Source organism: Sulfitobacter sp. M22, assembly GCF_021736025.1.
Lineage (GTDB): Bacteria > Pseudomonadota > Alphaproteobacteria > Rhodobacterales > Rhodobacteraceae > Sulfitobacter > Sulfitobacter litoralis.
Window position 1 is genome coordinate 1,085,558 of sequence record NZ_WMEC01000001.1, and the last position, 24,671, is coordinate 1,110,228.

Consider the following 24,671-nt stretch of genomic DNA (forward strand, 5'->3'; position numbering starts at 1 on the left):
TTAGGACTCCGCGTTCATGTGTTTGACGGCTTCGATATCATCTTCGGCCTCGTGACTAACGATCATCGCTGTGGCCTGCCCGTTAAGGACGCGCAAACCGGCCTGAATGAAACGGAACAGCAACAGCGCCATGCCGAAGGGCAGCATGAAATAGGGGATGAAACGGGGCAGTTTGCCGTAGGTTTCGCCCTCGTTCATGATTGGCTCGATAAAGCGCAGCCAGTCCGGCATTGGGATATCGACGGTTTCATACCACGCCTGATCGCGGCTATCGGCAAACCCTGTGGGGAACCAGCGGCCGGTAGTGGCGTCCAGCCCCGCGAACGGTGCCCAGTAATCCCACGCGCCCTTCATCAGCAACGCGGCATAGACCACACAGATCACCGCTACGACCAGCGCCAGAACCCGACGTTTGGGCAGCGAAAACAGGTTTACGACAGCGTCGACCCCCAAATGCGCCGTGACCTTGACCGCATAGCTCATGCCGAACAGGACCAGCCAGGCGAACAGAAACGTCACTGCCTCCAATCCCCAGATGATGCCGGTGTTAAAACCATAGCGCAGGACGACGTTGATAAAGGTGATGAGGGTCATCAGGCCAAGGATGAGGGCAATCGCCGTTTCCTCAAGCTCGTTGACGATGCGCCCGAGCGCAGAATGAGATTGAACACCATGTGACATGGAAATGCTCCGCTGTGAGAGGAGAGTGGATCAGGCCCGCACGCCGTGGGGCATGTCGGGGCCTGACGCAATTGAAATGCCCCGTCTGCAGTCAGACGGGGCAGAACAGGTTTTAGTGCTTGGCGTTGATCGCTTGGGCTTCGTCGATGTTTTCCTGACCGACGTCCGCTGTGAACTCTTCCCAAACGGGCTTCATCGCAGAAACCCACTCTTCGCGCTGTGCTGCGTCCAGTTCACGCACAACACCACCGGCGTCGATGATCGCCTGCTTGGCTTCGGCGTTCACTTTGGACGATTCCGCGTTGCGGGTCTCGGTCACTTCTTGAACGATTGTCGCCAGCTGGTCGCGCACATCGGCGTCCAGGCTGTCCCACCAGTCGGTGGACGTCACGAGCATATAGTCCAGAACACCGTGGTTGGTTTCGGTTGTCCCGTCCTGCACCTCAAAGAACTTCTGACCATAGATGTTGGACCAGGTGTTTTCCTGACCGTCAACAACGCCAGTTTGCAGCGCGCCGTAAACTTCCGAGAATGCCATTGGCTGCGGCGACGCACCCATCGCTGCCATCTGTGCTTTCAATACGTCGGAGTTTTGAACGCGGAATTTCAGGCCATTGGCATCCGACGGCACGTTCAGTGCCTTGTTCGCCGACATCTGCTTCATGCCATTGTGCCAGAACGCCAGACCCAGTAGGCCACGGCGCGTCATGGATTCTTTCATCGCCACACCGGTGTCGGAGTTTTGGAACTCGTCTACAGCGTTGATGTCTTTGAACATAAAGGGCAGATCGAAAATGCGGAACTGTTTGGTGAACTGTTCGAATTTCGACAGCGATGGTGCCGCCATCTGTACGTCGCCTTGCAGCAGCGCTTCTAGAACCTGGTCATCGTTGTACAGCGTGGAGTTCGGGAAAACTTCCATGCAGGCCTTACCGTTCATCTCGTCATTGACGCGCTGTTCCAGCAGGGATGCGGCGATACCTTTTGGGTGGCGGTCGCTGTTGGTCACGTGGCTCAGCTTGATGACGACTTCGCCATCATCACAGGCCGCAGCGACAGCACCAGCGCTTACGGACAGCGTCATCGCCACCAGAGTGGTTGTCAGGAATTTCATGTGATGTCTCCTCCCAGAGAACTGTTTTTCAAGTCTCGGCACCTGGTCGTTCCAAATGCGGTGGCGATACTAGAGCGTTATTTTGCCGACCTCACAAGACGGAGGACTTGAAAGATGGAGGGGACGTTAAATATATTTAATATCAAAAGCTTAAGTGCCGTCATTAAGGTAAAAATCGACCAAACCCATCCGATTTGTGCGGATAACCGCACACCGTGCACCGCCCTTGTGCGAAAATCCGCACAGTCTAGCCGCGAAAGTCCTCTGGCCGAATCCCGTAGCGGGCCAACTTGTCATAGAAAGTCTTGCGCGGCAGCTTGAGCGCCGCTGCCGCCGAACTCGCCTGGCCCTGCGCGCGGCGCAACGCTGCACGGAGCAGCGATTGTTCGACTTGTGCCATTTGATCCGACAGGCCAAGGGTCGCATCCGGCGTGACCTCGTCCGATACGCCCATGACAAAGCGCATCGCCTCTGACATCAGCGCGCGCGCATTGCCCGGCCAGTCTCGCGCCATCAGACCCGCGATCATCTGCGGTGTCACCTCGGGTGGCTGGACGCCGGATTGCTCGGCCGCCTGATCGACATAGCGGCGAAACATCGTGGCGATATCCTCGGGCCGCTCTGACAAAGACGGGATGCGCACAGTCATGACTTCAAGCCGGTAATAGAGATCCGCGTGGAACTGCCCCTCGGTCACAAGGGCCTGCAGCGCGCGCGCACTGCCTGCGATCAGGCGCACATCGTGGACCTGATCCAGCGCTTCGATCAGGCTCAGCTGGGTCTGCGCGGGCAGTTGGGCTACCTCGTCGAGAAACAGACTGCCCCCTGACGCCGCATGCAGCGCATCGCTCACGTCATCCGGGCTCAGCCCCGCGGCGGCGCGTTTCACGAAAGGACCCTTTGATCGCTGCGAGGACAGGTGGATCACTTCGGCCACTTTTGAAATACCAGACCCCGACGGACCGGTGACCAGCACCTCGGCATGCGCCTGCGCCACGCGGCGCACCTTATCGCGCAGCCGTTCTGAAAGATCAGACGACCCAAAGATCATCCGTGCAGCCGGGTCGCCAGTTTCCACGATATGCAGCAAGCGGCGATTTTCCAGCACCAGCGCCCGCGTCTTCAGCGCGCGCTCAATCACCGTCAGCAGCGCGGCAGGCGCACAGGGCTTTTCCAGAAAATCAAAGGCCCCTGCCTCCATCGCGCGCACCGCCATGGGGATATCTCCCTCGCCCGTCAGCAAGATCACCGGTAGATCGGGGTCCTGTTCATGGGCGTAGGACAGCAGGTGAAACCCGTCGCGCCCGGGCATGCGCATGTCTGACAGGATGATCCCGTTAAACCGTTCTGTGATACGGTCCTTGGCGGCGACGAATGACCCTGCCGCGACTACTTCGATATCCGCAAGCTCAAGCGTCTGCGCCAGCGCCTCGCGGACAGAGGCATCGTCATCGATCAAAAGAACGGTTCTGCTCATGCCTGCCCCTCCTCACCCGTATCGGCGCTTTCCAGCGTCACAGAAAACATCGCACCGCCCGCATCAAGATTTGAGCCGCGAATGTCTCCGCCAAAGCTTTGCACGATGCCATAGCTGATCGACAACCCCAGTCCCATGCCGCTCATGGTGCCTTCGGTAGCGTTGCCCACCGACTTGGTCGTATAGAACGGGTCGAACACCTTGTCCGGCATTTCAATTCCCGGACCGGTGTCGCAAAACGTGACGCGCACGGGATCCGCGGTATCGACGGTGAGGGTCAGCCGTTTGCAGTCGCTGCCGCCCATTGCGTCAACGGCATTGGTGATGAGGTTCACAAACACCTGCCCCAGCCGCACCTCGCCGCCCCGCACCCAAACAGGCGCATTGGCGGGCCCGTATTCAAGCGTGACCCCCGCATCGCGTACATAGGTTTGGGTCAGCTCGAGTGCGCTGGCCACCACGCGGGTCACATCCACACGGGTCTGCGGCACACTCTCCTGCCGCGCAAAGGCCCGCAGGTTCTGAATGATCCGCGCCATACGGTCGGCCATCTGCGAGATACGGGTCAGGTTTTCCGCCGTCCGGTCCGGACGGTCACGCTCAAGGAATTGCACCGCGTTTTCCGCAAAAGACCGGATCGCCATCAGCGGCTGGTTCAGTTCGTGACTGATGCCCGCCGACATCTGCCCAAGCGCAGACAGCTTGCCCGCCTGCACCAGATCCGCCTGCGCACGGCGCAGGGCGGCTTGTGCCTCTTCGCGCTCTGTGGCCTCGCGGCGCAATTCGGTGTTGCTGGCGTTTAGTGCGGCGGTCCGTTTGGCAACCTGACGTTCAAGGGCGGCATTTGCATCCGACAGCGCGCGACGCCGTTCGGTGGCCAGAAACAGCAGCGCGCCAAAGGCAAGGCAGAGTGCTGCCACCGCCGCCGCCTGTGACAGCGCCAGCCGCTGCGCGCCCTCGATATCTAGCAAGACTTCGCCCGTCATGCCCACCACCGGCAATGCACGCGTCAGGTGCAGCGCGGCATCAGGCAGATACGGCCCCCAGCCCATGCGCCAGATTTCATGGGTCCCGACCTCTGAAACGGCGAACTCAAGCTGCGCCCCATCAGGCGGCACCAACCTTTGTGCGCCCTCGGGCCGCGCCCAGAACAGCAGCTCTGACCGGTTGGCGATTTGGACAACGCCATTGGTATCGGTAAAAAACGCCGCCGGATTGCTGCCGCGCCAGTCATAATCGATGCCATTCAGATCGGTCGACACCACCACCGCGCCGCGCACCTGACCGTCCGGTGCAAAAACGGGGGCCGCGTGGAAATAGGCCCGGTCGGTCAACGGCGCTGCGGGGCCGTGCCCCCAGCCAAGCGCGCCACGCAATGCGCGCTGGACAAAGCCCTGTTCCGCCCGCGGCATCTGCGCCGCGTCTGTCCCAAGCGCGGATACAATCACATCGCCTGACCGGTCCAACACCTGCACATCCAGCGCCGTGGTCTTGTCAGCAACCTTTTGCAGGAACGCTTGGGCCTCGACCACGGGCCGACGGTCCAACACTTGCGCCACCTGCGGGTGATCCGCCAGAAACACCGCCAGGTCGCGATAGCGTTGCAGTTGCCCGACCAGCCGGTCACTCACCAGCGACAAATCCGCCTGCCCGCGTGCATGCAGCTGATCCAGCCCTTGCAAATAGGCATAGCGCCAGACCCCGCCGGACAGCGCCAGCACGGTGATCAGAAACAGCACAAAACTGGCGACGCGGCGGCGCATTCCGGAGGTCATAGCGTTACTTGGCACAGACCCGCTTGCAAACACCAGAGCCGCAGCTATTGCTAGGCCCCATGAAAACGCTGAACCTTTCCCCGCTTGAGCCCGAATTCGTCCAAAACCCCTATGGTGCCTATGCGCAGGCCCGTACGGATGGCCCTGCGCTGTTCTGGCAGGACTATGGCATGTTGGCCGCCTTTGACGCAGCCACGGTGCAAGCGCTGCTGCGTGACCGCCGTTTGGGCCGTGAGGTCCCCGCCGACCAGCGCAAGCCCACACCTGACCACATGCACGACTTTTACGCGGTAGAAAACCAGTCGATGCTCGAGCTTGAGCCGCCAACCCACACCCGTCTGCGCGGTCTGGTGCTGCGCGCCTTTACCTCGCGCCGGATTGCCGGCCTCGCCCCCGAGATCGAAGAGATCGCGCAAGGCTTACTGGACGATCTGCCCAAGGGTGAACCGTTTGATCTGATCCCCGCCTTTTGCACCCAGCTTCCCGTGCGCATCATCGCGCGGCTGCTTGGCGTACCCGAAGAGATGTGGCCCGATCTGCTGCGCTGGTCCAACGATATGGTTGCCGTCTATCAGATTGGCCGCACCCGCGCGACCGAAGAGGCCGCCAATACCGCCGCCGCCGATTTCACCGCCTTCCTGCGCCGCTATGTCAATGAGCGTCGCCAAGACCCGCGTGACGATCTGATCACCCAGCTGATCGCCGCCGAAGAAAACGGCGAAAAGCTGAGCACCGACGCGCTGATCGGCACCTGTATCCTGCTGCTGAACGCAGGACACGAGGCGACGGTACACGCGCTTGGCAACGGGATCGCCTGCTTGCTGGAAAATAACACCCCTGCCAGCGCCCTCGCCCCCGACGCGATCAACGCCACGGTCGAAGAGATTCTCCGCTACGACCCGCCGCTGCATGTGTTCGAACGCTTCGCCTACGAGGATATCGAACTGGGCGATGTCACGCTGGAAAAAGGCCGCAAAATCGCGCTGGTGCTGGGGGCCGCTGGCCGCGATCCCGCGCTATACGACCAGCCCGATCTGTTCGACCCCGCCCGTCCGGCCAAGGCACATGTGGCCTTTGGCGGCGGCTTGCATTTCTGCGTCGGCGCGCCGCTGGCACGGCTGGAAATGCAGATCGCGCTGCGTGCGCTTTTTGACCATGCGCCGAACCTGCAACTTGCCGAAGCACCGCGCTTTGCCAATACCTACCATTTCCACAAGCTGGAACGGTTGATGGTCACGCTGTAAGCGGCCCTGCGTTACAGCGGCAGCATAGTGGTAGATTTGATCTCTTCCATCGACAGCAGCGCTGTGACGTTGTGCACGCGGACCTCTGAAATCAGCGCCTGATAAAAGGCATCATAGGCGCGGGCGTTTTTGACGCGGACCTTGAGAATATAGTCGATGTCCCCGGCCAACCGGTGCGCCTCTTGCACTTCGGGGCGGTTTTTCAACGCCTTGAGGAACGCGGCCTGCCAATCGGCCTCGTGGGACGAGGTGCGGATCAACACGAAGAAGCAGGCCTCGAAGCCAAGCGCCTCTGCATCCAGCACAACCGTATGCTGCCCGATCACCCCTGCCTCGCGTAGTTTGCGAATCCGGTTCCACACAGGGGTCTTGGAACTGCCTACCTCGCGGGCAATATCGTCCAGGGACTGGCTCGCATCACGCTGTAACTGCGCTAGAATTTTCCGGTCTACGTCGTCGATCCGAACATCCATTCTGTTTTCCCTTCAGTCTGTGGTCTGCTGTTCTGTCTGCTGCGCAGAATAGAACGTACGTCCTTATATCCGCAAGCACCTAGCGCCATATCGGAATTATTTCCTATATAGAGGTCAAGCTAAGCGCAAGGACCGAACCACATGGATCACTTCCCAATCTTTCTCTCCACCAAGGGCCAGCGCATCGTCTTGTCAGGCGGTGGCGAAGCGGCATTGGCCAAACTGCGCCTGCTGCTCAAGACCCAAGCCAAGATTAGCGTCTTTGCCCCGACCCCCGCGCCCGAGATCACCGCCTGGGCCGACGCGGACCGTCTGACGCTGCACACCCGTGCCCTGCGCCATGGCGATGTCCTGTGCGCGAAACTGTTCTATGCCGCCGATGAGGACGACGCCGAAGACGCCCGCACCGCCGCAATTGCGCGCGCCGAGGGTGCTTTGGTCAATATCGTCGACAATCTTCACGACAGCGCCTTTATCACGCCTGCCATCGTGGATCGTGATCCTGTGACTATCGCCATCGGCACCGAAGGCGCGGCCCCGGTGCTCGCCCGCGCGATCAAGGCGGATCTGGAAGAACGCCTGCCCGCGACCCTTGGCACACTGGCGCGCATTGGCAAAAGCTTCCGCAAGATGGCCGATGCCCTGCCCTTTGGCCGTGCGCGCCGCGACTTCTGGCGGGACTATTACTTTGCTGCAGGCCCCCGCGCCGTGGCGGATGGGAAGACGGCGGTTGAAAACGCGCTGAGCACGCTGCTCGTCGACCACCAGTCCCGCGCCGCACGCGCCGGTCACATTGCCTTTGTGGGCGGTGGCCCGGGTGACCCCGAATTGCTGACCCTCAAGGCCCGCCGCGCGTTGGATGAGGCCGATGTGGTGATCTATGACCGGCTGATTTCCCCCGAAATCCTTGAACTGGCCCGCCGCGAGGCGCTGATGATCGATGTGGGCAAAGAGGGTTTCGGCCCCTCCACCGCGCAAGAGACGATCAACGATCTGCTGGTTGAACACGGCCAATCCGGCGCCCAAGTGGTGCGTCTGAAATCCGGCGACGCCACCGTCTTTGGCCGCTTGGATGAAGAAATCGACGCCGTAGACGCCCATGGCATCGGCTGGCACATCGTGCCGGGGATCACGTCGGCTTCTGCCGCCGTGGCCACCATCGGGCAAAGTCTCACGAAACGCGGGCGCAACGCTTCGGTCCGGTTCCTGACGGGTCACGATATGAAGGGGTTTGCTGACCATGACTGGGCCGCGCTCGCGCGCCCGGGCGAGGTCGCCGCGATCTATATGGGCAAGAAATCCGCACGCTACATCCAAGGCCGCCTGCTGATGCATGGCGCGGACCGCAGCACGCCTGTCACCTTGGTTGAAAACGCCTCCCGCGCCAACCAACGTATCGTCGAAACCACGCTGGACCGCTTGCCCACTGACCTTGCCGCGGCTGACCTCGCTGGCCCCGCCCTTACCTTTTACGGCCTTGCCCCGCGTGCTGCAGCCCGTGCCACAACCGAATTTTTCCAGGAGGAGATGGCATAATGGCCAAGCCCTTTACCCCCAAAGTCGTCACAGCCAATGCCTTGCTTGAAGGCGACGTGATCTACCAGACCGCAACCGGCTGGACCCGCAAGCTTGAAGAAGCCGAAGTGCTGACCGACGAGGCCGACGCCGACCTGCGCCTGATCGATGCGATCCAGCAGGCCGACCTGACTGTCGGGGCCTATCTGGCCGATGTCGACACCAGCTCTGTCGCACCTAAACCAACGCATTTCCGCGAAGCATTCCGCGCCAAGGGCCCAAGCAACTACACCCATGGCAAGCAGGAGGAGGTTCAATAATGTACAGCTACACCGAATTCGATGACGCCTTTATCGCCGAACGCAACGCGCAATTCCGCGGGCAGGTTGAACGCCGCATTGACGGCTCCCTGACCGAGGATGAATTCAAACCGCTGCGCCTGATGAACGGGCTCTACCTGCAACTGCACGCCTATATGCTGCGGGTGGCCATTCCCTATGGCACGCTCAGCAGCCGCCAGATGCACAAGCTGGCCGATATCGCTGCCAAATGGGATAAGGGCTACGGCCATTTCACCACGCGCCAGAACATCCAGTACAACTGGCCCCAGCTGCGCGATGTCCCCGATATGCTGGACGCGCTGGCCGAGGTGAACATGCACGCCATCCAGACCAGCGGCAACACCATCCGCAACGTGACCGCCGACCATTTCGCCGGTGCCGCCGCGGATGAAATCGCCGATCCGCGCCCCGTGGCCGAACTGATCCGGCAGTGGTCCACCGACCACCCCGAATTCCAGTTCCTGCCGCGCAAGTTCAAGGTCGCTGTCTCTGGCGCCCCCCATGACCGTGCGGTGATCAAGGCCCATGATATCGGCCTCCAAATCGTCGAGAAAGACGGCGAAATCGGCTATCAAGTCATCGTCGGCGGCGGCCTTGGCCGGACCCCGATGATTGGCAAGGTGCTGTATGAATTCGTCAGCTCGGAAGACCTGTTGCCCACGCTCGAAGCCATCGTATCGGTCTATAACCTCCTGGGCCGGCGCGATAATAAGTACAAGGCGCGGATCAAGATCACCGTGCATGAGAACGGCATCGATGACATCCGCGCACGGGTGGACGCCCGCTATGCGCTGATCCGCCCGCAGTTCACCGGCGTTGACCAGCAGATGCTGTCGCGCATCGAGGCGGATTTCGCCAGCCCGACGTTTAAAACGGCCCCAATCGACACGTTTACCGCCGCCTATAACAGCGATCCGGTGTTCAAAAGCTGGGCCGACACCAACTTGACCGATCACCGTGAAGACGGCTATGCCATCGTGTCGATCAGCCTCAAGGCGCATGGCGAAACACCCGGCGACGCGACCGCAGAACAGATGCACCGCATGGCGGAACTGGCCGCCGAATACGGCCACGACGAACTGCGCATCAGCCACGAGCAGAACGTGATCCTGCCCCATGTGCACCGCAGCGACCTACCCGCCTTGCACGCGTCGCTCAAGCAGGTCGGCCTCGCCACCGCTAATATCGGACTGATCAGCGACATCATCGCCTGCCCCGGCATGGACTACTGCGCGCTGGCGACAGCGCGGTCTATCCCGATCGCACAAGAAATCGCGACCCGCTTTGACGAGCTGAAGCTGGAACACGATGTGGGCCCGCTCAAGATCAAGATCTCGGGCTGCATCAACGCTTGTGGTCACCACCATGTAGGCCACATCGGGATCCTCGGTCTCGACCGTGCGGGTGTGGAAAACTATCAGGTTACCCTGGGCGGTGACGGCACTGAAAACGCTGCCATCGGCGAACGGGCTGGCCCGGGCTTTTCCGCCGACGAGATCATCCCGGCGATTGAGCGGCTGGTCATAGGCTACCTTGATCTGCGCACGGACGCGAGCGAGTCCTTCTTGCAAGCCTACCGTCGTCTTGGTCTTGCCCCGTTCAAGGCCGCCCTCTACCCGGAAGCACAAGCCAATGCCGCGTGATCAACTGACACTTCCAAATGGGGAAAAAATCCTCCCCGAAGGGCCGGACCGCGTCGCAACGCTGACCCGTCAGGTGGACAAGCTGAACGATGGCCTGCGCCATCACAGCGCCACCGACGTGCTGCGTGCCGCGATCGACAACGTGCCCAATCTGGCGCTTGTCTCAAGCTTCGGGGCGGAATCCGTCGCCCTGTTGCACCTTGCCTCTATGGTGAAACGTGATCTGCCGGTGTTGTTCATCGACACAGAGATGCTCTTTGCCGAAACGCTGGTCTATCAGCAAGAGCTGAGCGAACGGTTGGGCCTGCGCAATGTGCAGACGATCCGCGCGCAGGACGTGGCAGAGAAAGACCCCGACGGGACGCTGCATCTGCGCGACCCTGACGCCTGCTGTGCCTTCCGCAAGACCGTGCCCCTTCAGCACGCGCTAGAGGGGTTCGACGGTTGGATCACGGGGCGCAAGCGGTTCCAGTCGGGCACCCGCGCCAGTCTTCCGTTCTTTGAGGTCGAAGCCCCAGCGGATGCGCCCGCGCGGATCAAGGTGAACCCGCTGGCACATTGGCAGGCCTCTGATGTATCTGACTACATCGACGAGAACCGCCTGCCCCGGCACCCGCTGGTGGCCCAAGGCTATCCCAGCATCGGCTGCGCGCCCTGCACCTCCAAGGTGAAGCCGGGCGAAGACCCCCGCGCCGGACGCTGGAGAAACATTGAAAAAGAAGAATGCGGAATTCATTTTGTCGATGGCAAGATGGTCCGTGTAGGAGCAAAGACATGACACAGTTGATCAACGATCAAGGGTTTGTCGCGGATGATTTTACCGCGACCTATGCCCCCCTCGACGCTGCTGAAGGCGTAGAAGCGGGTGCGACCGCCCTTGACGTCCCATCTGACGTGCAACCGGAAACGATCCCTGTTGATGGTGCGATCTCGATGATCCGCGTGGCCTTCCCCAGCTCGGCTGACGGGCGCGGTTTCACCATTGCACGCCAGCTACGTCTGCGCGGCTATACGGGGCGGCTGCGGGCCCATGGCCACGTGATTGCGGACCAATACGCGATGGCCCGCCGGTCCGGCTTTGACGAGGTAGAGATCCCCGATGATCTGGCCGCCCGTCAAACGCAGGACCAATGGTTGGCCCGCGCAAACTGGCAAGAGCATAATTATCAGGCGCGACTGCGCGGCTGATCGGGCTTTCTGGCCTTCGATGCTTTCCCTGTCCTCTTCCTTCCCCTAGAGAAAGGCTGCGCACCGCGACCTGCGCGCAGATGAAATTATGACCGAGCAAAAAGTAGTGACCCAAACCGACGCCAAACCCGTGCCGACCCTACCTGACGCGCAGACCGTGACCTCCGTTAAACACTGGACGGACCGGCTGTTTTCCTTCCGCGTGACCCGTCCGGCGTCCTTGCGCTTTCGGTCAGGCGAATTCGTGATGATTGGCCTGATGGGCGACCCGCACCCCGAGACCGGCAAGCAAAAGCCCCTGCTGCGCGCTTATTCTATCGCCTCGCCGTCGTGGGACGAAGAGCTGGAGTTCTATTCGATCAAAGTGCAGGACGGTCCGCTGACCTCGAAACTGCAGCACATCCAGCCCGGCGACGAAATCATCCTGCGCCCCAAGCCCGTGGGCACGCTGGTACATGACGCGCTGCTGCCGGGCAAACGGCTGTGGCTTTTTGCGACCGGCACAGGTTTCGCGCCTTTCGCATCGCTGCTGCGCGAACCCGAAACCTACGAGAAATTCGATCAGATCATTATGACCCACACCACCCGCGACGTGGCCGAGCTTGAGTATGGGCGCACGCTGGTTGAAGGTCTCGCCGACGATCCGCTGATCGGCGAGATGATCGGCGACAAACTTGTGTACTACCCCACAACCACCCGCGAGCAGAGCCCCAAGATGGGCCGCATCACCAACCTGCTGCAAGACGGCACTGTGTTCAAAGACCTTGGCATCGATGGCATTACCGCCGAGTCCGATCGCGGTATGGTCTGCGGCAGCCTGGAATTCAACAAGGATATCAAGGACGTGCTGGAAGGGTTCGGGCTTGAGGAAGGTGCGAATTCCGACCCCAAACACTATGTCGTTGAAAAGGCTTTTGTCGGCTGATCCGATAGAGCGGTGCCCCCCCCGTGGGGCGCATCACCAAGAATGTCAAAGCCGCGCCCTTGTTAGGGACGCGGCTTTTTCTTGGCCTGTCGTCAGGCACCGGTGGCGGCCTGTGCTTATAGCGCAAGCGCCTCGCGGATTTGCACAAGCATCACACGCAAGGTGTCCGGGTTTTCAGCCGCCGTCGCCAGACCGTTTTTCAACAGCGTTTTCTGCGTTGCCGGCAGGTCAGACGTCTCGATCATGGTCTGCACCTTCTCCAGGTCGAACCCGTCAAGCGTGGTCAGCTGCTCTGGCGTATCGGCGTCGGCGGTGACATCGGCGGTGACATCGGCGGTGACATCGGCCTGAACCTCTGCACTTTCTTCGGTTTGCGTATCAGCTTCGGCCCCTTCGGGTGCGGTGTCGGACTGGGTGGTGCTGGCAGCGTCGTTGTCGCCCGCGTCGCTGGCTACCATTGCATCGGCCTCGGCGCTACTGTCCGCTTCACCGCTCGTATCAGCAGTCTCATCGGCGGCCTGCGTTGCATCATCGGCCAGCTTCGTGGTCGCGTCCACGGCGCTTTCGCTTGCCTCGGCGGCAGCATCCGCCACGTCTTCGGCAGCTTCGGCCAGCGCATCGGCTGCGGTGTTTGCAGCTTGTGTTGTCGCCTCGACCGCGTCAGTCACGGCACCCTCTGTTGCCTCGACAGCGTCGCCCACTGCTGCGGTTGCGCTTTCCAACGCTTCGGGCGCATTGACCGCATCAGACGCATCGGTCGCGATCTCTTGGACGGACCGCCCCGAATACAACATGTACGCGCCAAGCGCGATCACCCCTGCGATGACAATCCAGATGAGGTTTTTCATGATGCTGTTGTTCCTTTGAACTTTGTTAATCCCCTGCAGCACATACTATATGCTCGTGCGCAGCGTCAAATGCGCGATACGTCGCTTCACCTCGGGGAAATCACCACCAAAACAGCCATTTTACCCTGTATATGCGCCATTTTGCGACTTGAAGAAGACCATGAGCAGGTTTACCTTCCGTTCTCGACATCACTATAACAATCAAAGGACGATCATCATCGCTCGCAGACCGCATAACGCGCCGCCGCAAAGAGATACCGGCCCGCGCATCAACGAAAATATCCGCTCCAACGAAATCCGGCTGATCGGCGCGGATGGCGAAAACGTTGGCGTCGTGACACCGGATCGCGCCATGGAAATGGCTGTTGATGCCGGACTTGATCTGGTCGAGATTTCGCCCAATGCCAACCCGCCCGTGTGCAAGATCATGGACTTTGGCAAATTCAAGTATGAGACGCAAAAGCGTGAAGCCGAAGCGCGTAAGAAGCAAAAGATCATTGAGATCAAAGAGGTCAAGTTCCGGCCCAACACTGATACCAATGACTATGACGTCAAAATGCGTAACGTGTTCAAGTTCCTCGAGAACGGCGACAAGGTAAAGATCACATTGCGCTTCCGTGGCCGTGAGATGGCGCACCAGAATCTGGGCCGCGAGCTGCTGGAACGTGTCGCCGAAGACACCAAAGAGATGGGCCGCGTCGAAAACTTTCCGAAAATGGAAGGCCGTCAGATGGTTATGCTGATCGGACCGCTGCCTAAATAATTCCAGACGATCAATCGTCTGAAACTTAAAAAGCCCCCGCAGTTTCCTGCGGGGGCTTTTCTTTGTTTATACCTATGGGGTTACTGGCGCAGCAAACCGGTGATGTTACGCACAACCGCACGACGGTTGGCCGGCTCGGCTGTCGGCGTCGACACCTTCAGCGCACTTTCGCCATACCCTTGCGTAATCAGGTTGGCTGGCGGAACGTCAAAGTATTCCGTCAAGGCCAAGGCCACAGTTTCGGCGCGGCGGTCGGACAGAGCAAGGTTGTAGCCCGCATCGCCAACAGCATCCGTATGCCCTTCGATCAAGATTACAGTACGTGGGTCTTCCTTGATCGCATTACTGATGACGGTCCCGATTTTGGACAGCGCACGCGCTTGTTCGGGCTGGATCGCGGCGGAACCTGTTGCAAAGCGCACGGCGTCCAGTTCGATTTCAGGTGCTAGGGCACGCACCTGACGCACATCACGGACCTGACGCAGCGAATACCGCTGAGCCTGCTCGCCACGAAGCTGGGTTTGCAGGGCAGCACGCAAGGCTTCTTCGTCTTGCTGGCTGGCAAAGGTGTTGGTCTGTGTCTCGATCTGAGGCAGCTCGTTCACGATGATGCGTTCTTCTGCACGTGTATCGTCGAACAGCACATATTCATTGCCCTGTGGGTCGACGTTGATCCGACGCAGAACCGTACCGTCGCGGCCCAGAATGGTCACGATCTGGCTGCCGTTCGGCTTGATCACCGTGGTACGCGAAGAGCCATCGTTAAAGGTCTCGCGGCGCAGTTCGTCGCCAGCTTGACGCACCAGCGCATCGTCATCTTTCAACACGCGCAGGTCACCGCTCGGGTCCTGAACAACCAGACGATCGCCAGAGTTACTGACCACTTTAGAGCCGTTCTTCAAGACGGCCCCGACCGCAACTGCACCAAGGCCAAGAAGCAACGCCTTCTCGAACTTGCTCATGCCATCGTCATCATCTTGTTTAACTTCGGCATTCTCTTGCGCCGCAGTGTCGCCGGACACATTGGTCGAGAACTCTTCGTTCGACGCACGTGTGTCTTCCTCGGTGATTTCCTCTACGATAACCTCTGCCTCGGTCTCACCGGAATCAGCAGCAGCTGCAGCTTCGGCAGCAGCGGCTGCATCGGCAGCGCGCTGTTCTTCGCGTGCATCTTCGGCAGCTTGCTCAGCGGCCAGATCAGCGGCGATCTGTTCTTCCGTCCGCTGTTCTGTCGCTGTGTCGGCTTGTGTCTCGGTTGCCGAAGATGTGCCGGCTGGAACCTCGGTTTCAGCTTGGGTTTCTGCGCTTGCATCGTTTTGCTGGGCAGTGTCCGCATCAGCAGTCGATGTGGGCTCAACCGCGTCTGCAGCAGCTTGCTCGGCCTCTGCTTCGGCAGCAGCATTTGCCTCGGCATCCGCCGCAATTTGTGCGGCAACCGCGTCTTCACGCTCGGCCTCAGCTTGGGCTTCGGCTGCGGCGGCTTCTTCTGCTTGCGCAGCTTGGGCGTCAGCAGCAGCCTGAGCTTCAGCGGCCTCTTGTTCAGCGGCTTGTGCAGCAGCTGCGGCTTCGGCGTCAGCAGCGGCCTGGGCTTCAGCGGCTTCTGCTTCGGCTTGCGCGGCAGCGGCCTCTGCGTCGGCGGCGGCTTGCTCTTCAGCAGCCTGTTGAGCTTGAGCGGTCGCGTCAGCTTCAGCTTCGGCTGCGGCGGCAGCTTGCTCTTCTGCGGCGTCTACAGTTTCAGCAGCGGCTTCTGCATTGGGCTGGGCCTCAGCCTCAGACTGGGCTTCTGCTTCCAGACCGAGCGCCTCGGCCAGACCACCGTCAGCGCGCAAGGTCATCATCTGATCTTGGTCAGCGACAACGCTGCCGTCAGGCAAGACGCATGGAAAAACAGTCTGTTCCCCCTCGCTCACGCAGCTTTCAGTTGTTTGGGCGAAACCACCTGCGGGCAAAGCAAGCGCCAGACACATGGTCAGTGATGTCGTGGATTTCAAAAGTTTGTACATTCTATTCCTCACGGTATTATGGACGCCGTTCGGGCAGCGTTACGACACAACGCCGATGCTGCGAATTCGTTCCACGCTTCGCGCAAGCAACAATCATACAGTCAGCAAAAAACCGCCCCGAGGTTTCCCAAGGGACGGTTTCCATCGCAATGTATACTATGGTTAGACCAATGCGCCGACTGCGCGCTTGGTCATGACGGCTACCAGATGCGCGCGGTAATCGCCGCTGCCGTGCAGGTCGCTGATCATGCTGTCACCGGGCAGGCTCAACCCTGACAATGCCTCGACGTTGAAAGTGCCGCTGAGCGCATCTTCTGCCTCTGACCAACGGAACACTCCTTCTTCCGAGGCACCGGTTACGGCGACACGCACCCCGTCCGCAAACTTAGCCACAAAAACAGCGACCAGCGGGAAGCGCGAAGCAGGCTGGATAAACTTTTCGTAATGCGCCTTTTCAGGGATTTGAAAGCGCACTTCTGTAACAATCTCGCCCTCGTCCAGCGCCGTCGCAAACATCCCCTCAAAGAAATCGTCGGCAGCGATCTCGCGTGCGTTTGTGACCACCGTCGCGCCGCTCCCTAGAACGGCGGCCGGATAACAGGCAGAGGGGTCATTGTTGGCAACGGACCCGCCAATCGTGCCGCGATTACGCACAGCCGGATCACCGATCCGCGCGGCAAGACCCGCCAGCCCAGGGTAATGCGCCTGTGCTTCCTTGGCGACAACTGCATGCACAGTCCCGCCACCAACGCACAATTGGCCATCGTCGCCCATACGCACACCGCGCATTTCTTCGATCCCGCTCAACGACACCAGAACTGACGGCATCGCCAACCGTGCCTTGAGCGTGGGGATCAGCGTTTGCCCGCCGCTCAGAGGTTGTGCTTCGTCCTGCCCCAATGCCGTGATCGCCTCTGCGACCGTCGCGGGCTTCACTACGTCGAAATCATACATCTTGCGTCCTTCCAATCTCAGAGCGGGCCTTGGCCTCTGCGCCGCTCTTTATTTTGCCAATAAACTCCGGGGGCGCGGGGGTTGGCCCCCGCTTTCCCTTATTTTCTGCGCCAGAGGCACATAGAGGGCTGAACCCTGCACCTGCCCCAACCGTCTTATCCGTTCATCGCCGCCCAAACCCGCGCCGGTGTGACGGGCATGTCGATATGTCCGACATCCTTACCGCCCGAGCGCATGGCGTCCAAGACCGCATTCACCACAGCCGGAGGCGACCCGATGGCCCCCGCCTCGCCGCAGCCTTTCACGCCCAAGGGGTTATGTGTGCAGGGCGTCTGGCACGAATGGTCCACCGTATAGAACGGCAGATCACTGGCCCGTGGCATTGCGTAATCCATGTAGGATGCGCTCAGCAGCTGGCCGTCACTGTCGTAGGCACAGTTCTCCATCAGCGCCTGCCCGATGCCTTGTGCAATCCCGCCATGGACCTGACCGCTGACGATCATCGGGTTCACAATGTTGCCAAAATCATCCGCCGCCGCGAAACGGTCGATGGTGACGTGACCGGTCTCGGGGTCCAGTTCGACCTCGCAGGCATAGGCCCCCGAGGGGTAGGTAAAGTTCGACGGATCATAGAACGCGGTTTCTTCCAGACCGGGTTCGATATCCTCCAACGGGTAGTTATGCGGGACATAGGCTGCCAAAGTCACATCACCCCAAGCGACAGACTTATCTGTGCCAGCCACACTGAACGCCCCATCCTTCAGCTCGATATCCCCTTCCGAGGCTTCCAGCAAATGCGAGGCGATCTTTTTGGCCTTGGCGATAATCTTTTCTGTGGCGCGCACCATCGCCGAACCGCCCACCGCAAGCGACCGCGACCCGTACGTCCCCATCCCCATTGGCGTATTCGCAGTGTCACCATGCACAATCTCGACCATTTCCTCAGGGATACCGATCATTTCGGCAATCACCTGAGGGAAGGCTGTCTCGTGGCCCTGGCCGTGACTGTGGCTACCGGTCATCACCACCAGACCGCCGGTCGCATTGACCCGCACGGTGGCAGATTCGTATAGACCCGCCCGCGCGCCCAATTGGCCCACAAGGTTCGAGGGCGCGATGCCGCAAGCCTCGATATAGCAATTCACGCCGAACCCACGCAGCTTGCCCTTGGCCTCGCTGTCCCTGCGGCGCGCGTCAAAACCGGCGAAATCTGCGATCTCTTCCAGCTTGTCCATCGTTGCGACATAGTCGCCCGTGTCGTATTCGACCGCGACCGGCGTGGCGTAGGGGAATTCGGTGATAAAGTTCTGCCGCCGCAGAGCAATTGGATCGACCCCCAGTTCATGGGCACATTTATCAACCAGCCGTTCCAGCTGGTATGTGGCCTCTGGCCGGCCCGCGCCACGGTATGCATCGACGGGCACGGTATTGGTAAACACCGCCTTTACGTTCACATAAATCAGCGGCGTCTTATAGTTGCCCGCCATCAACGTGCCGTGCAGCCATGTGGGCACCGACGGCGCGAAGGTCGACAGATAAGCCCCCATATTCGCGTAGGTATCCGTGCGCAGCGCGGTAAAGTTATTGTCTGCGTCCAGCGCCATCTGGATCTTGGTCACATGGTCACGCCCGTGGGCGTCGGACATGAACGCCTCTGACCGGCTGGAGGTCCACTTCACCGGACGGTTGCACGCTTTGGCCGCAAAGGTGCAAAATGCCTCTTCCTGATAGTGAAAAATCTTGGTGCCAAAGCCGCCGCCCACATCGGGGGCCACAACCCGCAGCTTGTGTTCAGGGATGCCCAAAACAAAGGCCCCCATCAGCAGGCGGATTACATGGGGGTTCTGGCTGGTGGTATAAAGTGTGTGATCCCCTGTACCGCGGGCATAATCGCCGACAGCCACACGCGGTTCCATCGGGTTGGCGACCAAGCGGTTGTTCACGAGTTCAAGCGTGGTGACATGTGCGGCGTCTTCAAACGCTTTATCCACAGCACCTTTGTTTTCCTCAACGAAACCCCAGTCGTAACACAGGTTAGAGGTCAGATCGTCATGCACCTTGGGCGCGCCGTCCTGTACCGCTTGCTTCATGTCCACCACAGCAGGCAGATCGGTGATATCGACAACAATCGCTTCTGCCGCATCGCGGGCTTGGGACAGGGTTTCAGCAACGACGGCGGCAATCGGTTCGCCCACATGGCGCACCTTACCGTCGGCCAGCACGGGGTGGCGCGGTTCCTGCATCGGCTCGCCATGCTTGTCGGTGATTTGCCAGCCACAGGGGATAGAGCCCACTTCGGTGAAATCGGCACCGGTAAAGATCTTCACGACCCCCGGCATCCCATCGGCTGCCGAAGTATCGACCGAATTCAACACCCCATGGGCGATATCCGAGCGCAGAAAGAACACATGCGCCTGTCCATGCAGGTTGATATCGTCGGTATAATTCCCCTCACCGGTCAAAAACCGGATATCCTCGCGCCGCTTGCTGCTGGCACCAATTCCGCCGTCCTTTGGCATGGTAAATTCCTCCCTATGGGGTACGGATCAGGTCCGCACCGTCGTATGTGGCTTATGCGATTAGCTGTATTCTTATGTCTTCAATCTTTAGGTGATGCGGATCCCCCGTCCACGTGGGGAAGCGCGGTTTTCGAAAGGGGTGCGCCGTGTCCTCCCGACCCTGCGCAAACAGGGCCACACGGCACACCGTTGGTTATTCGGCAGCCAGCGCGCTAACGTCTTGACCAGATGCGGCCATGATCGCTTTGACGATGTTGTGATAGCCGGTGCAGCGGCAGATATTGCCGTCAAGATAGTGGCGAACCTCGGCCTCGGTCGGCTTGGGGTTGTCTTTCAGCAGCGACGACGCAGACATGATCATGCCCGGCGTGCAAAAGCCGCATTGCAGCCCATGGTGATCCTGAAACGCCTGCTGGATCACGGTCAGCGACCCGTCGGGATTGGCCATGGATTCGATGGTCTTGACGTCTGCGCCCTCGGCCTCGACCGCGAGCATGGTGCAGGCCTTGACCGCTTCGCCATTCACATGGACCACGCAGGCCCCGCACTGGCTGGTATCGCAGCCGATGTGTGTGCCGGTGAGGCTCAGGTTGTCGCGCAGGAATGACGCCAGCAACGTGCGTCCTTCGACGGCACCCGATGCAGGTTTGCCGTTCACGGTCATTTTGACCTCGGTCATGATGTTCCTCCCGTTTTATGTCATGTGTTAAGCAGAGTTAAGCACGCCAAAGAGGCGTTGAGAACAGAAATTTTCGGCGTGGTTGAACTTCGCCGGCATATCGCGGCGCTCATCACCCGTGCGTCGGGGGTCAACCGCGTCTTGGTTGCGGGCGTGTTACGATCTCTTTCAGCAGACCGCCGACGCCCATGCCCGCGATGTCGCGAGGGGTCACATCCACACCACAGATCACGCGCGACAGCACCCAATCTGCCCCATTCAACGCAGGGGACCGCGCACAGCCCGGCAGGCCTATCACCGGGGTATCGCCCCTGTGCCCCAGAAACAGCAGATTGCCCGGATCAACAGGCATGCCAAAGCGCGAGACCTCTCCCCCTGCGGCACGCAAGGCTTGTGGGGCCACATCATCAATATCGGAGGTAGCAGAGCCTGTCAGGATCAACGTCAGCGCCGTATCCGCCGCGGCAATGGCATCGCGCAAAGCGGAAATTTCATGCGGCACAATCACGATGTCTTTGAGGGTGACATCCAGTGCTGAAAGCCGATCCGCTATCGCCTTTTTGCCCTTATCCCCTGCGCCGCCGTCGATTTCGGTGATGATCAACGTGGCGTCTTTGATCTGTGGCGGCAGCATCCGGATCGCGCCGCGACCTGCCTCGCAGGCGGCGTCCAGGTCATGGTCTGCCACAGCGTATGAGATAATCTTGATCGTGGCGACCATCCCCCCCGCTGCCATCTGTTGGAACGGCGGCACGGTGGCCAGTGTGATCATCGGATGCACTGCATTCAACGCCTCAAGCGCGGCCACATCCAGATGCACGATGCCCGGTCCATCGGCCAGCAGGTTCACGCGGCCGGTAAAGGCGCGTGTCATCGTCAGATGCGGATGATCTGCAAGCACGGCTTGCGCGACCTGTGCCGCGGCAGTGTTTTCATCCACATCGCCCGCCGAAAGCTGCGCAACGACGACCGTCTCGATCCCCTCTGCCCGAAGCGCGTCCAGATGCGAGGGTGCCAGCCGCAAACCTTTGCGCAACCGGCCAGACGGCAGCGCGATGGAGTGGGCCAGCACTGCGCCCTCGGCCTGCGCAGTCTCGACGGGTCCGAACCTCACGGTTTTCTCAAGGTTTGGATCATCTGCGACAGGATCGACACCGCGATCTCGGGCGGACCGGCGGCGCCGATATCCAGCCCGATGGGCCCGTTGATCCGCGCGATTTCGGCAGCGGTAAAGCCCGCTTCTTCCAGCCGCGACACGCGGGCGGCATGGGTCCGCTTTGACCCGAGCGCGCCGATATAGAACGCGTCCGAGCGCAAGGCGATGTGCAGCGCGGGGTCGTCCAGTTTGGGGTCATGGGTCAACAGCACGACGGCGCTGCGGGTATCGACGCCGACGGTATTCATCGCCGCGTCCGGCCAATCGTTGAACACCTGTGCATCGGGGAAACGCGCTTGCGAGCCAAACGCCTCGCGCGGGTCAATCACCACGGCGTCGAACCCCGCGACCTGCGCCATGGGCACCAGCGCTTGGGCGATATGCACGGCCCCGACGATGACCAGCCGCAGCGGCGGATTATGGATCGTCACAAATGTATCGCCGTCTTCCTCTACACCGGACCGGTCCATCCGGAAGCGATCCGCATAGCCGTCGTCTACCAGCCGGCCGGCCCCGCCAGACAGCGGCACCTGATAGGCCACGGGCTGACGTGCGGCGCGGGCGCGCACCAGATCAGACAAGACGTCAAACGGCATAGCGCCTGCGCCAATTGGTTCGACCAACACGCGGATGCGCCCGCCACAGGCCAACCCGACCGCAAAGGCGTCGCCATCGCTAACGCCATATTCCAATAAACGCGGGGTGCTATCCTCGATTGCCTCAAGCGCTTCGACCACCACGGCCCCCTCGACGCAACCGCCCGAGACAGATCCCTGCATCTCGCCATCAGCCGCGATTGCCAGCTGGGCCCCGACACGCCGCGGGGCTGACCCCCATGTCTCTACGACCGTCGCCAGCGCGGCCCCACGGCCCGCTTGCGCCCATGCATAGGCGCGTTCTGGTGCGTTCTCGAAAATCTCCATGGCGGGTGGCCTCCTTAACCTTGTCGCGGCGGCGACTGTTCTTATGTAGGGCCTCCCAGCCCCCCGCTCAATCAGATAACGGGGAGATAACTTGCACGCCGCCCTTCACACTACTACATCTTGGCCAATGACATGCCAGACGGAGCACCCCACACATGCCCATGCAAGCCCGCGAAATCGAAGACCTGCTGCGTGAAACCTTTCCCAATGCCAAGATCACCGTCGAAGGCAATGACGGCGTTCACATGGCCGCGATGATCATCGACGAAAGTTTTCGCGGCCAGAACCGCGTGCAACAACAACGTGCCGTCTATGCCGCGCTTAAGGGCCGGATGGACGGGTCGAATGGTGAACTGCACGCACTGGCACTGACCACCAAAGCGCCGGACTGATCCGGTGGACCCGATCCTGGTCGTGATCCTCAGCGTTCTGGTGTTGATCGTGGCCGTTTTGCGCGGCCTTCAGTCGCTGAAACACACACGCGACACCGAACGCGGATCAAAGCCGGGCAAGGGTTATCACGAAATCGACGCGACCTATCATTCGGGCGGCGGCGGCGGCGGGCACCAGACCAACTACCGCATCCCCCGCGACCCCCAAGAATACGCGAAACGCTTTATACCAAAGGACAAATCGAAATGACCGATGCAAAGACCCAAATTCAGGAAACCATCACAGCCCATAACGTTGTGCTGTTCATGAAGGGCAACAAGACGATGCCACAATGCGGTTTCTCTTCCCGTGTGGCAGGCGTTCTGAACTACATGAACGTCGATTATACCGACGTGAACGTGCTGGCAGACGAAGGCCTGCGCCAAGGGATCAAGGAATTCTCTGACTGGCCCACCATTCCGCAGCTCTATGTCAAAGGCGAATTCGTCGGCGGCTGTGACATCATCACCGAAATGATGCTGTCGGGCGAGCTGGACACACTGCTGGAAGAAAACGGCGTTGGCTTCGACAAGGATGCTGCCGACAAGATCCGCGAAGCCAACGGCTAAGCAATCGGGCCAGGTCACCGGCCTAACGAAAAACGGGTGCGCCTTTTAGCAAGGTGCACCCGACATTTGCTTTGAAACTGCTGCCCTATCGCCGGACGCCCATGTTATCGCGTGCGACACTCCGCATAGATTGTCGTGTCTTGATCCGCCACCGTGTCATGCCAGATCAGCGTTGCAGCGTTCCCCTTGTTCCACCAAACATAACCAGAACCGTCCGAGGGCCATTCATACCGCGCGCCCGAAGCTGCACGCGATTGTACCAGTGTGATCATGCGGTTTTCGACATAAAGCACCGCAGTCGCATCGCCCTGTTCGGGGGTGGTATAGGACACCGGCACCTCGACCCCGCGTTCGCAGATGTAGGTGGCTGTAACCGGCATGGCCTGGGCCAAAGCGCTGCCCCCTGCCCCGAGACACATTGCCGACGTTGCCCCAAACGCTATGACGCGCCGCAGAGTCACCGGGCCTTGTCTTCTATTTCGTCTGCCAAGGCTTCTGCGCGGGCAGCCATTTCGGCAAGACTATCGGTCACGCCTTGAGGAATAACGGCGACTTCGATGCGCTCTGGCTCGACCACAACGTTGCGCAGACTGGCAAGTTCGGCGTCCCGCTCTGCCAATTGGGCGCGGGCTTCTTTTATCTTATCCTCGACGGAGGCGGTCTTATCGGCAAGCAATAGACCCGCCATCAACAGCATCCGCGCTTCGGGCATCCGGCCAACCTGATCCGACAGCACCTGTGCCTCGTCATCCAGCATCTTGGCGGCAGAGTGCAGGTAATCCTCCTCGCCCTCTTGGCAGGATACTTCGAACTGGCGACCGCCGATAGAAATGGAAACTTCGGGCATCAGGCAGACTCCTCGGCAGTGGGGACAAGCGGCGTTAGAACAGACAGGATCGCGTCAGCCTCTGCCACATCAGCGCGGCGGGCGGCATGCACGGCATCAAGCTCGGCTTGCAGGGCGGCATTGATAAGGCCGGCGTCACCGACCCCTTCGGCATTGGCCTCGCGCAGCGCGGCACAGGCTTCGGCCAGTTGCGCATTGGCGCGGCGCACCCGTTGCAACTCCATATCAAGCTTTTCGGTCTGGGTCCGTGCCGCATCAGCGCTGTTGTTTTGCGCCTGCGCTGTCGCCAGTTCCGCACGCAGATGAGACGTTTCATCCGCAAGGCGCTTTTTCAAAGCCTCGACCTGTTCCGCCAGCTCGACGTTGACAGCGCGCTCTTGCGCCAGATTTTGAGATAGATCGGGGATCTCGTCTTTGGCGACCGCCAGTTTGTCCGCTCCGCGCGACGCCCTTTCAAGCGCCGCCAGAATACGGCCTTGCAAGTGTTCTATGTCGCTCATCGCAGGGTTCCTCGTAAAACGTCGTATGTCAGTCGTATATCACAGTTTGCCAACCATCGAATCGCTGGTCAATGTGGTTTCAGCCAATCCTACCCAAACCAA

Annotated in this window: 26 protein-coding genes; 11 read left to right on the forward strand and 15 right to left on the reverse strand. The window is 60.4% G+C overall.

Going from position 1 to position 24,671, the window contains the following annotated elements; genetic code table 11:
* From GLP52_RS05440 to GLP52_RS05455, 4 genes are all read right to left on the reverse strand, one after another.
* Nucleotides 1–681 carry a TRAP transporter small permease gene (locus GLP52_RS05440; protein WP_237271787.1) on the reverse strand — a complete coding sequence of 227 codons (681 nt, stop codon included), beginning with the start codon at nucleotides 679–681 and terminating at the stop codon, nucleotides 1–3.
* A 112-nt stretch (nucleotides 682–793) separates the two neighbouring features.
* Nucleotides 794–1,795 (reverse strand): DctP family TRAP transporter solute-binding subunit, encoded by a 1,002-nt coding sequence (locus GLP52_RS05445; RefSeq protein WP_093733023.1) that lies wholly within the window; start codon nucleotides 1,793–1,795, stop codon nucleotides 794–796.
* 247 nt (nucleotides 1,796–2,042) lie between these two features.
* Complete coding sequence (locus tag GLP52_RS05450; RefSeq protein ID WP_093733024.1) at nucleotides 2,043–3,272, reverse strand: sigma-54-dependent transcriptional regulator; 1,230 nt, start codon at nucleotides 3,270–3,272, stop codon at nucleotides 2,043–2,045.
* Nucleotides 3,269–5,035 (reverse strand): ATP-binding protein, encoded by a 1,767-nt coding sequence (locus tag GLP52_RS05455; RefSeq protein WP_420544122.1) that lies wholly within the window; start codon nucleotides 5,033–5,035, stop codon nucleotides 3,269–3,271. The genes GLP52_RS05450 and GLP52_RS05455 overlap by 4 nt, the downstream gene beginning before the upstream one ends.
* Nucleotides 5,036–5,106: 71 nt before the next feature.
* Between GLP52_RS05455 and GLP52_RS05460 the strand changes: the two genes are divergently transcribed.
* Nucleotides 5,107–6,291, forward strand: a complete 1,185-nt coding sequence (locus GLP52_RS05460) for a cytochrome P450 (protein WP_237271789.1) — start codon at nucleotides 5,107–5,109, stop codon at nucleotides 6,289–6,291.
* An 11-nt stretch (nucleotides 6,292–6,302) separates the two neighbouring features.
* Here GLP52_RS05460 and GLP52_RS05465 read toward each other — a convergent pair whose 3' ends face one another.
* Nucleotides 6,303–6,764, reverse strand: coding sequence for an Lrp/AsnC family transcriptional regulator (locus GLP52_RS05465; protein WP_005853026.1), 462 nt, complete (start codon nucleotides 6,762–6,764; stop codon nucleotides 6,303–6,305).
* Between the two features lie 141 nt (nucleotides 6,765–6,905).
* On the opposite strand from GLP52_RS05465, the gene cysG reads away from it, so the two are divergent.
* The 6 genes from cysG to GLP52_RS05495 all read left to right on the forward strand — a co-directional run bounded on the left by cysG (nucleotide 6,906) and on the right by GLP52_RS05495 (nucleotide 12,376).
* Nucleotides 6,906–8,300, forward strand: coding sequence for a siroheme synthase CysG (cysG, locus tag GLP52_RS05470; protein ID WP_093733027.1), 1,395 nt, complete (start codon nucleotides 6,906–6,908; stop codon nucleotides 8,298–8,300).
* Nucleotides 8,300–8,599 carry a DUF2849 domain-containing protein gene (locus tag GLP52_RS05475; RefSeq protein WP_093733028.1) on the forward strand — a complete coding sequence of 100 codons (300 nt, stop codon included), beginning with the start codon at nucleotides 8,300–8,302 and terminating at the stop codon, nucleotides 8,597–8,599. Before cysG ends, GLP52_RS05475 begins: the two co-directional genes overlap by 1 nt.
* Nucleotides 8,599–10,263 (forward strand): nitrite/sulfite reductase, encoded by a 1,665-nt coding sequence (locus GLP52_RS05480; protein ID WP_093733029.1) that lies wholly within the window; start codon nucleotides 8,599–8,601, stop codon nucleotides 10,261–10,263. Before GLP52_RS05475 ends, GLP52_RS05480 begins: the two co-directional genes overlap by 1 nt.
* Nucleotides 10,253–11,041, forward strand: a complete 789-nt coding sequence (locus GLP52_RS05485; protein ID WP_237271791.1) for a phosphoadenylyl-sulfate reductase — start codon at nucleotides 10,253–10,255, stop codon at nucleotides 11,039–11,041. The genes GLP52_RS05480 and GLP52_RS05485 overlap by 11 nt, the downstream gene beginning before the upstream one ends.
* Nucleotides 11,038–11,451 carry a DUF934 domain-containing protein gene (locus GLP52_RS05490; RefSeq protein WP_237271792.1) on the forward strand — a complete coding sequence of 138 codons (414 nt, stop codon included), beginning with the start codon at nucleotides 11,038–11,040 and terminating at the stop codon, nucleotides 11,449–11,451. Before GLP52_RS05485 ends, GLP52_RS05490 begins: the two co-directional genes overlap by 4 nt.
* Before the next feature lie 88 nt (nucleotides 11,452–11,539).
* A complete protein-coding gene (locus GLP52_RS05495) occupies nucleotides 11,540–12,376 on the forward strand; it encodes a ferredoxin--NADP reductase (RefSeq protein ID WP_237271793.1) in 837 nt (278 codons plus the stop codon).
* A gap of 116 nt (nucleotides 12,377–12,492) precedes the next feature.
* On the opposite strand, the gene GLP52_RS05500 is transcribed toward GLP52_RS05495, so the two are convergent.
* Nucleotides 12,493–13,224, reverse strand: a complete 732-nt coding sequence (locus tag GLP52_RS05500; RefSeq protein WP_237271794.1) for a hypothetical protein — start codon at nucleotides 13,222–13,224, stop codon at nucleotides 12,493–12,495.
* Between the two features lie 160 nt (nucleotides 13,225–13,384).
* Between GLP52_RS05500 and infC the strand changes: the two genes are divergently transcribed.
* On the forward strand, nucleotides 13,385–13,987 hold the full coding sequence (gene infC, locus GLP52_RS05505; protein WP_093733034.1) for a translation initiation factor IF-3: 603 nt from the start codon (nucleotides 13,385–13,387) through the stop codon (nucleotides 13,985–13,987).
* An 80-nt stretch (nucleotides 13,988–14,067) separates the two neighbouring features.
* Here infC and GLP52_RS05510 read toward each other — a convergent pair whose 3' ends face one another.
* From GLP52_RS05510 to GLP52_RS05535, 6 genes are all read right to left on the reverse strand, one after another.
* Nucleotides 14,068–15,990 (reverse strand): OmpA family protein, encoded by a 1,923-nt coding sequence (locus GLP52_RS05510; RefSeq protein WP_237271795.1) that lies wholly within the window; start codon nucleotides 15,988–15,990, stop codon nucleotides 14,068–14,070.
* Between the two features lie 162 nt (nucleotides 15,991–16,152).
* Nucleotides 16,153–16,944, reverse strand: coding sequence for an FAD binding domain-containing protein (locus tag GLP52_RS05515; protein WP_237271796.1), 792 nt, complete (start codon nucleotides 16,942–16,944; stop codon nucleotides 16,153–16,155).
* A gap of 155 nt (nucleotides 16,945–17,099) precedes the next feature.
* The gene (locus tag GLP52_RS05520; RefSeq protein WP_237271797.1) at nucleotides 17,100–19,463 is read right to left on the reverse strand and encodes a xanthine dehydrogenase family protein molybdopterin-binding subunit; all 2,364 of its coding nucleotides are present in this window, start codon (nucleotides 19,461–19,463) and stop codon (nucleotides 17,100–17,102) included.
* A gap of 193 nt (nucleotides 19,464–19,656) precedes the next feature.
* Nucleotides 19,657–20,142, reverse strand: a complete 486-nt coding sequence (locus GLP52_RS05525; protein WP_093733038.1) for a (2Fe-2S)-binding protein — start codon at nucleotides 20,140–20,142, stop codon at nucleotides 19,657–19,659.
* A gap of 130 nt (nucleotides 20,143–20,272) precedes the next feature.
* Nucleotides 20,273–21,256, reverse strand: coding sequence for a molybdopterin-binding protein (locus GLP52_RS05530; protein WP_093733039.1), 984 nt, complete (start codon nucleotides 21,254–21,256; stop codon nucleotides 20,273–20,275).
* Nucleotides 21,253–22,221, reverse strand: coding sequence for an XdhC family protein (locus GLP52_RS05535; RefSeq protein ID WP_237271798.1), 969 nt, complete (start codon nucleotides 22,219–22,221; stop codon nucleotides 21,253–21,255). Before GLP52_RS05535 ends, GLP52_RS05530 begins: the two co-directional genes overlap by 4 nt.
* A 155-nt stretch (nucleotides 22,222–22,376) precedes the next feature.
* On the opposite strand from GLP52_RS05535, the gene GLP52_RS05540 reads away from it, so the two are divergent.
* From GLP52_RS05540 to grxD, 3 genes are read left to right on the forward strand one after another with little or no spacing between them, the layout of a single operon-like run.
* Complete coding sequence (locus GLP52_RS05540) at nucleotides 22,377–22,613, forward strand: BolA/IbaG family iron-sulfur metabolism protein (RefSeq protein ID WP_074635070.1); 237 nt, start codon at nucleotides 22,377–22,379, stop codon at nucleotides 22,611–22,613.
* A 4-nt stretch (nucleotides 22,614–22,617) separates the two neighbouring features.
* Nucleotides 22,618–22,863, forward strand: coding sequence for a hypothetical protein (locus GLP52_RS05545; protein ID WP_093733041.1), 246 nt, complete (start codon nucleotides 22,618–22,620; stop codon nucleotides 22,861–22,863).
* Nucleotides 22,860–23,222, forward strand: a complete 363-nt coding sequence (gene grxD, locus GLP52_RS05550) for a Grx4 family monothiol glutaredoxin (protein WP_093733042.1) — start codon at nucleotides 22,860–22,862, stop codon at nucleotides 23,220–23,222. The genes GLP52_RS05545 and grxD overlap by 4 nt, the downstream gene beginning before the upstream one ends.
* 104 nt (nucleotides 23,223–23,326) lie before the next feature.
* On the opposite strand, the gene GLP52_RS05555 is transcribed toward grxD, so the two are convergent.
* The 3 genes from GLP52_RS05555 to GLP52_RS05565 form a co-directional block, all read right to left on the reverse strand.
* Nucleotides 23,327–23,602, reverse strand: coding sequence for an MliC family protein (locus GLP52_RS05555; protein ID WP_237271799.1), 276 nt, complete (start codon nucleotides 23,600–23,602; stop codon nucleotides 23,327–23,329).
* A gap of 77 nt (nucleotides 23,603–23,679) precedes the next feature.
* Nucleotides 23,680–24,069, reverse strand: a complete 390-nt coding sequence (locus GLP52_RS05560) for a cell division protein ZapA (RefSeq protein WP_093733044.1) — start codon at nucleotides 24,067–24,069, stop codon at nucleotides 23,680–23,682.
* On the reverse strand, nucleotides 24,069–24,569 hold the full coding sequence (locus tag GLP52_RS05565; protein ID WP_237271800.1) for a hypothetical protein: 501 nt from the start codon (nucleotides 24,567–24,569) through the stop codon (nucleotides 24,069–24,071). Before GLP52_RS05565 ends, GLP52_RS05560 begins: the two co-directional genes overlap by 1 nt.
* Nucleotides 24,570–24,671: the final 102 nt, after the last annotated feature.